Origin of the sequence: uncultured Neisseria sp., from assembly GCF_951230505.1 — a bacterium.
Lineage (GTDB): Bacteria > Pseudomonadota > Gammaproteobacteria > Burkholderiales > Neisseriaceae > Neisseria.
In genome coordinates, this window is record NZ_CATNVN010000108.1 from 1 (window position 1) to 6,217 (window position 6,217).

The window sequence follows — 6,217 nt, forward strand, 5'->3', positions numbered from 1 at the left end:
GACTTCCATGGACACACAAACTTATAACTACAAAGTGGTGCGCCAGTTCGCCATCATGACTGTAGTTTGGGGTATTGTGGGCATGTTGGTTGGCGTTATCGTCGCTGCCCAGCTTTTTGCTCCGGCCCTCGATTTATCCAATATCGGACCTTGGTTCCACTTCGGCCGCCTGCGTCCTCTGCACACCAATGCGGTTATTTTTGCATTCGGCGGTTGCGGTTTGATCGGTACATCATACTACGTTGTTCAACGTACATGTAATACCCGTCTGTTTGGCGGTTGGCTGCCTGCATTTACCTTCTGGGGTTGGCAGGCTGTTATCGTGGCTGCGGCCATCAGCTTGCCTATGGGTTACACCCAAGGTAAAGAATACGCCGAATTGGAATGGCCTATCGACATTTTGATTACGCTGGTGTGGGTTGCCTACGCTATCGTATTCTTCGGTACGATTGCCAAACGTAAAATCAAACATATTTACGTTGCCAACTGGTTCTACGGCGGCTTTATTTTGGCCGTTGCGCTGTTGCACATCGTCAATAATATCAGCATCCCTGCCGGTTTGATGAAATCTTATCCGGTTTACGCAGGTGCGATTGATGCGATGGTTCAATGGTGGTATGGCCACAATGCGGTGGGCTTTTTCCTGACAGCCGGCTTCTTGGGTATGATGTACTATTTCGTGCCTAAACAAGCGGGCCGTCCGATTTACTCTTACCGCTTGTCCGTTGTTCACTTCTGGGCTTTGATTTTCACTTATATGTGGGCAGGTTCTCACCACTTGCACTACACCGCATTGCCTGACTGGACTCAATCTTTGGGTATGGTATTGTCTTTGATCCTGTTTGCGCCTTCTTGGGGCGGTATGATCAACGGTATCATGACTCTGTCCGGCGCATGGGACAAACTGCGTACCGACCCGATTTTGAAATTCTTGATCGTTTCTCTGTCTTTCTACGGTATGTCTACCTTCGAAGGCCCGATGATGTCTATCAAAACCGTTAACGCTCTGAGCCACTACACCGACTGGACTGTTGCACACGTTCACGCCGGCGCATTGGGCTGGGTGGGCTTTGTAACCATCGGTTCCGTTTACTATATGATTCCCCGCTTGTTCGGCAAAAATGAAATGTACAGCACCAAATTGGTTGAGGCGCATTTCTGGATCGCGACCATCGGCGTGGTTCTGTATATCGCTGCAATGTGGATTGCCGGCGTAATGCAAGGTCTGATGTGGGGTTCTTTGAATGACGACGGCACGCTGACTTATTCCTTCGTTGAATCCGTAAAACGTACCATGCCTTACTACATGATTCGTTTCACCGGCGGTCTTCTGTACCTGAGCGGTATGTGCATCATGGCATATAACGTTTACCGTACTGCTATCAGTGGTAAAGCAGTTGATGCTGAGATTCCTGCGGTTTCTCAAACTCAACACCACTAATGACAAGAAAGATAGGCTACCAAAATGAAATTACAACAATTAGCTGAAGAAAAAGTCGGTGTACTGATTGTATTCACCCTGCTTGTAGTCAGCGTCGGCCTTCTGATTGAGGCTGTTCCGCTGTTCTTCACCAAGGCAGTTACCGAACCTGCACCCGGCGTGAAACCATATAACGCCCTGCAAGTGGCAGGTCGCGATATTTATGTACGCGAAGGCTGCTACAACTGCCACTCTCAAATGATTCGTCCATTCCGTGCAGAAACTGAACGTTACGGTCATTACTCTGTTGCCGGTGAGTCTGTTTATGACCATCCGTTCCAATGGGGTTCTAAACGTACCGGTCCGGATTTGGCTCGTGTTGGCGGCCGTTATTCCGATGAATGGCACCGCATCCACCTGCTGAACCCACGCGACGTTGTGCCGGAGTCCAATATGCCTGCATTCCCATGGCTCGCACGCAATAAAGTCGATGCCGAGGCAACTGTGGCGCATATGAAAGCCCTGCGTAAAGTGGGTACACCTTACAGCGATGAAGAAATTGCCAAAGCACCTGAAATGCTGGCTAACAAATCAGAGCTGGACGCTGTTATCGCCTATCTGCAAGGCTTGGGCTTGGCATTGAAAAACGTAAGGTAACATCATGGACGCTAACTGGGCTCGCTCGCTCTTTACTGTTTGGGTATTTATCAGCTTTATTTTAGTTCTCTATATTGTATTCAATAGACGCAATAAGAAAAACTATGACGATGCTGCCAGCAGTATTTTCGATAATGACGAACAAAGGCCGTCTGAAAAGGACGATCAAGCTCAGTCAGTCCGTGATCACGGAGCAAAATAATGAACACAACATCCCAATTTACCAGTAGTTTCTGGAGTATATATATTGCCGTTATCGTCGTGCTCAGCTTCATCGGCCTGGCTTGGCTTCTGCTTTCGCAAAACGTTGTGAAACGCCCTAAAAAAGGCGAAGAAGTAAAAACCACAGGTCATGAGTGGGACGGCATTTCGGAGTACAACAACCCTCTGCCACGTTGGTGGTTTTGGCTTTATGTCTGCACATGGCTGTTTGGCGTCGGCTACCTGATTATGTATCCAGGTATTGGCGATTACAAAGGCCTGTGGGGCTGGAGCAGCCATGGTCAATATGAAGAAGAAGTTGCCAAAGCCAATCAGCAATACGGTAAAGTGTATGCTAAATTTTCCAATATGCCGATTGAGAAAGTGGCTAAAGACCCTGAAGCCCGTGCTATTGCACAAAACCTTTTCAATACCTACTGTATCCAATGTCACGGCTCAGATGCCAAAGGCTCCAAAGGCTTCCCGAATTTGACCGACGACGACTGGTTGTGGGGTGGCGAACCTGAAAAAATTCAGGAAACCATTGAAAAAGGCCGTACTGCCTCTATGCCGGCATGGGGGCCTGCTTTGGGTGAAGAAGGAGTGAAAAACGTAACACAGTATGTTATGTCTCTTTCTAAACCTAAAGGTCAATACGACGAAGAACGTGCAGAACGCGGTAAAGCCCTGTTTAGCGGCCCACCTGCCAACTGTTTCACTTGTCACGGCGACAAAGGTCAAGGTATCCAAGGCCTCGGCCCGAATCTGACCGACGATGTATGGTTGTGGGGCGGTACTCAAAAAGCGATTACCGAAACCATTACCAACGGCCGCAGCAGCCAAATGCCTGCTTGGGGTCACTTCCTTGACAAAGACAAGCTGCACATCATGACCGCTTATGTTTGGGGTTTGTCCAACAAAGACGGTAAAAAAGTTCCTGCTAAAAAAGCCGAGCCTGCTCCGGTAGCTCAACCTGCCGATGCTTCTGCTCCGGCGGCTGCTTCTGCTCCTGCTGCCGATAAAGCTGCTTCAGATGCTAAAGCTGCTCCGGCTGCTGAAGCCAAACCTGCTGAAAAAGCAGAAGCAGCTCCGGTTAAGGTAGACGGCAAAGCTGTTTTTGAAGCCAACTGTAAAACATGTCATGGCGGTATGATTCCGGGCGCACCTGTTGTCGGTAAAAAAGACGACTGGGCTCCTCGAATTAAGCAAGGTAAAGATACTTTGCACAAACACGCGCTTGAAGGTTTTAATTCAATGCCTGCCAAAGGCGGCAACAGCAGCTTGAGTGACGATGAGGTTAAAGCGGCTGTAGACTTTATGGCAAATGAGTCCGGTGCAAAATTCTAATTTTGAGTCGGATTGAAAAAAGCGTACCTAACAAGGTACGCTTTTTTATATTTGATAAAACCAATAAGAGAAGACATATCAAAGAGGTGAAATATATAAGGCCGTCTGAAACATTCAGACGGCCTTTGTTCTTGGTTCAACCAAAATTAATCAATCCAAAGTGGACGTGCTGCGTTTCAGGAACCATTCGCTGAAAGGCCACTCAACACTGTCGAGTAAGTTTTTGGTAATTAGCCCCAGTTCCGTATCGCCTTCGATTTGCAATTTACGGTTGAAAAATAAGGTATCGGGATCTTCCTCGCGCATCATCATGCGCATGAAGTCTATACCGTTGGCCGCCAGCCTCAGATCGGGGACGCCACTGAAGTTGTCGTCCAGGAATTTTTCCGTATTGGCACTAAACCGCACTTTGATACCGGCATCCAAAACTTCGATTTCGAATTTTCTTCCGGCAAAAAGTTCCATATCGGCAGGCAGTAAACCTTTTCTCAGCATGGTATTCAATACGGAGACCAAAACAAAGCGTGGAGGTTTGCCGGGAAGTTTGGTACCGATTTTTGTCATCCATTTGGGTAATATGATTTCAGGCAGCGCCATAATATGCCTCCTTCACGGTTTCAATACCGGGCTGACCGCGCCAATAGCCGTCAACCAGTGTTCCGGTAGTCAATCGTTCCAACTCAGGGTGGACATCTTCCCATGTGGCTTTTCCGTCCAATACATCGCGGTGAATTTGGATAATTTCAGCCATGCTGTGCATTTGTGGCGACAGTCTGAGCATATTCACGCCGATTTTATTCAAGTCTTCATGGTGGGGCAGTAGGTTTTGGCAGCCGTAAGACATGGTTTGGATGCCGTTGATGGTGAGAAACGGCTGGCCTTCTCGCGTATTCATGGCCATACCGTGCTCATGATCGAGGCAGCGGAACTCGCAACTGTCTTTATTCAGATTGTAATGGCGGGCGGTAAAGCAACGTGATGAATAGGCAAGCGGCATTTTACCCCAAGCGAAGAGTTCAGTTTCAATGCCGTCTGAAGCCTTGATGATTTCGGCAACCTTATCGCGGCTTAGCTCGGACGGTGCAATCCAGCGGAATGCCCCTAATTTTCGGAATACGTCCAAAGTAGTTTCGTTGTAGATATTCAGGCTTGCACCGGCAACAAAAGGAATGCCGTGTTCGCGTGCCAATTTGACCGCCCCCATGTCGTTGGCTTCAACTTTAAACTTTCCCTGCTCCGTGATTTTGCGCAAGCGTTTCAGATCGGATTCGCTTTCGAGCAGGACTTGTGAAGAAAGAATAATCTCCTTACCGCTTTCCGCCAAGTCTTCAGCCAGTCCGAACCAGTCGGCAAAGCGCATTTTCTGACGGCGTGAGCAGACTACCTCGCCCAAATAGACCGTATCCAACGGCGTATCCAGCATGGAAACGTAAAATTCCAGTAGGGCTTCTTTTTGCCAGAAAAATAAAATAGGGCCCAGCGACAATTTCAATGAATTCATTTTCTTCCCCTTATTTCCATGGGCGGTTGTATGCGCCCAAAGTTGTCTGATGACCTTCCGAAACTTTGCTCAAGGCATTGTTCCAGGACGGATTGACTTTGAAATGCGATGGGTCGGCTGCAGCTGCATCCAGTGCTTGGCGCAGGGATTTGGTTACTTGCGCCGTATACATCGGACTGCGTTGGCGTCCCTCGATTTTGATGGCGGACACACCGATTTTGATGAGTTCGGGCAACATTTCCAAAACATTCAGGCTGGTCGGTTCTTCCAAAGCATAGTAGGTTTCATCATTGACTTCAAAGCGGCCTTTGCACAAGGTTGGATAACCTGCCGGTTCATTGGGTTTGTATTGGTCTATCAATACCTGGTTTAGACGTACGTTCATGCGGTCGGGCAGTTGTTCCCAGCGGACGGATTTTGCCGGAGAGCAGACACCTTGCATATTGGGCGATTCGCCTGTTGCATAGCTCGACAAGATGCAACGGCCTTCCACCATCACACACAAACTGCCGAAACCAAAGACTTCAATTTCCACATCAGTATTGTCAATCACATGTTTGACCTGATCGATGGTCAGTACGCGCGGCAAAACGGCACGACGGATGCCGAACAGCTCTTTCATCATATTGATGGCTTCGTAATTGGTGGCCGAACCTTGTACTGACATATGCAGGCGTAAATTCGGATGTTTGTCTGCCGCATACGCCATGATGGCGGGGTCGGCAACAATAATCGCATCGGCACCCAAATCCGCCGCCGTATCCACAGCAGCGTGCCAACGCTCCACTTGGCCGGCTTGTGCGAATGTATTGATGGCCATCAGTACATTGCGCCCGCGCGCATGGGCGTAAGCTACGCCTTCCCGCGCAGATTTCATATCGAAATTCAGTCCCGGAAAGTTTCGTGCATTGGTCGCATCTTTCAAACCCATGTAAACCGTATCCGCACCGTTGTCCACAGCGGTTTTCAGTGCAGGCAGGTTGCCGGCGGGGCAGACCAATTCTGGAATTTTCTGCATTTTGTGTTCCTCGTCTTGATGATAACCTCTATCGGGTTAATCGATATTTTGTAGAATTCTGAATATTTTATGG

Annotated in this window: 7 protein-coding genes; 4 read left to right on the forward strand and 3 right to left on the reverse strand. The window is 48.6% G+C overall.

What is annotated here, in order from left to right:
• Window positions 1-7: 7 nt before the first annotated feature.
• From ccoN to ccoP, 4 genes are read left to right on the forward strand one after another with little or no spacing between them, the layout of a single operon-like run.
• Window positions 8-1,441, forward strand: coding sequence for a cytochrome-c oxidase, cbb3-type subunit I (gene ccoN / locus Q1M25_RS07305; RefSeq protein ID WP_003748780.1), 1,434 nt, complete (start codon window positions 8-10; stop codon window positions 1,439-1,441).
• 24 nt (window positions 1,442-1,465) lie between these two features.
• Window positions 1,466-2,077, forward strand: a complete 612-nt coding sequence (gene ccoO / locus Q1M25_RS07310; RefSeq protein WP_003748778.1) for a cytochrome-c oxidase, cbb3-type subunit II — start codon at window positions 1,466-1,468, stop codon at window positions 2,075-2,077.
• A 4-nt stretch (window positions 2,078-2,081) separates the two neighbouring features.
• The gene (locus tag Q1M25_RS07315; protein WP_003748776.1) at window positions 2,082-2,279 is read left to right on the forward strand and encodes a CcoQ/FixQ family Cbb3-type cytochrome c oxidase assembly chaperone; all 198 of its coding nucleotides are present in this window, start codon (window positions 2,082-2,084) and stop codon (window positions 2,277-2,279) included.
• Complete coding sequence (gene ccoP / locus Q1M25_RS07320) at window positions 2,279-3,625, forward strand: cytochrome-c oxidase, cbb3-type subunit III (protein ID WP_300483432.1); 1,347 nt, start codon at window positions 2,279-2,281, stop codon at window positions 3,623-3,625. The genes Q1M25_RS07315 and ccoP overlap by 1 nt, the downstream gene beginning before the upstream one ends.
• A gap of 150 nt (window positions 3,626-3,775) precedes the next feature.
• Here the strand turns inward: ccoP and Q1M25_RS07325 are convergent, their stop codons facing one another.
• The 3 genes from Q1M25_RS07325 to Q1M25_RS07335 are packed head-to-tail and all read right to left on the reverse strand — an operon-like array spanning window position 3,776 to window position 6,144.
• On the reverse strand, window positions 3,776-4,222 hold the full coding sequence (locus Q1M25_RS07325) for an SCP2 sterol-binding domain-containing protein (protein ID WP_004519590.1): 447 nt from the start codon (window positions 4,220-4,222) through the stop codon (window positions 3,776-3,778).
• The gene (locus Q1M25_RS07330; RefSeq protein ID WP_004519591.1) at window positions 4,209-5,126 is read right to left on the reverse strand and encodes a U32 family peptidase; all 918 of its coding nucleotides are present in this window, start codon (window positions 5,124-5,126) and stop codon (window positions 4,209-4,211) included. The genes Q1M25_RS07325 and Q1M25_RS07330 overlap by 14 nt, the downstream gene beginning before the upstream one ends.
• A 10-nt stretch (window positions 5,127-5,136) precedes the next feature.
• Window positions 5,137-6,144, reverse strand: coding sequence for a peptidase U32 family protein (locus tag Q1M25_RS07335; RefSeq protein WP_003748766.1), 1,008 nt, complete (start codon window positions 6,142-6,144; stop codon window positions 5,137-5,139).
• Window positions 6,145-6,217: the final 73 nt, after the last annotated feature.

Excerpts from the sequence above, each read along its gene's own strand:
- Q1M25_RS07335 (WP_003748766.1), bottom strand. The coding sequence starts at position 6,144 with ATGCAGAAAATTCCAGAATTGGTCTGCCCCGCCGGCAACCTGCCTGCA.
- ccoP (WP_300483432.1), top strand. The coding sequence starts at position 2,279 with ATGAACACAACATCCCAATTTACCAGTAGTTTCTGGAGTATATATATT.
- Q1M25_RS07330 (WP_004519591.1), bottom strand. The coding sequence starts at position 5,126 with ATGAATTCATTGAAATTGTCGCTGGGCCCTATTTTATTTTTCTGGCAA.
- ccoN (WP_003748780.1), top strand. The coding sequence starts at position 8 with ATGGACACACAAACTTATAACTACAAAGTGGTGCGCCAGTTCGCCATC.
- ccoO (WP_003748778.1), top strand. The coding sequence starts at position 1,466 with ATGAAATTACAACAATTAGCTGAAGAAAAAGTCGGTGTACTGATTGTA.
- Q1M25_RS07325 (WP_004519590.1), bottom strand. The coding sequence starts at position 4,222 with ATGGCGCTGCCTGAAATCATATTACCCAAATGGATGACAAAAATCGGT.
- Q1M25_RS07315 (WP_003748776.1), top strand. The coding sequence starts at position 2,082 with ATGGACGCTAACTGGGCTCGCTCGCTCTTTACTGTTTGGGTATTTATC.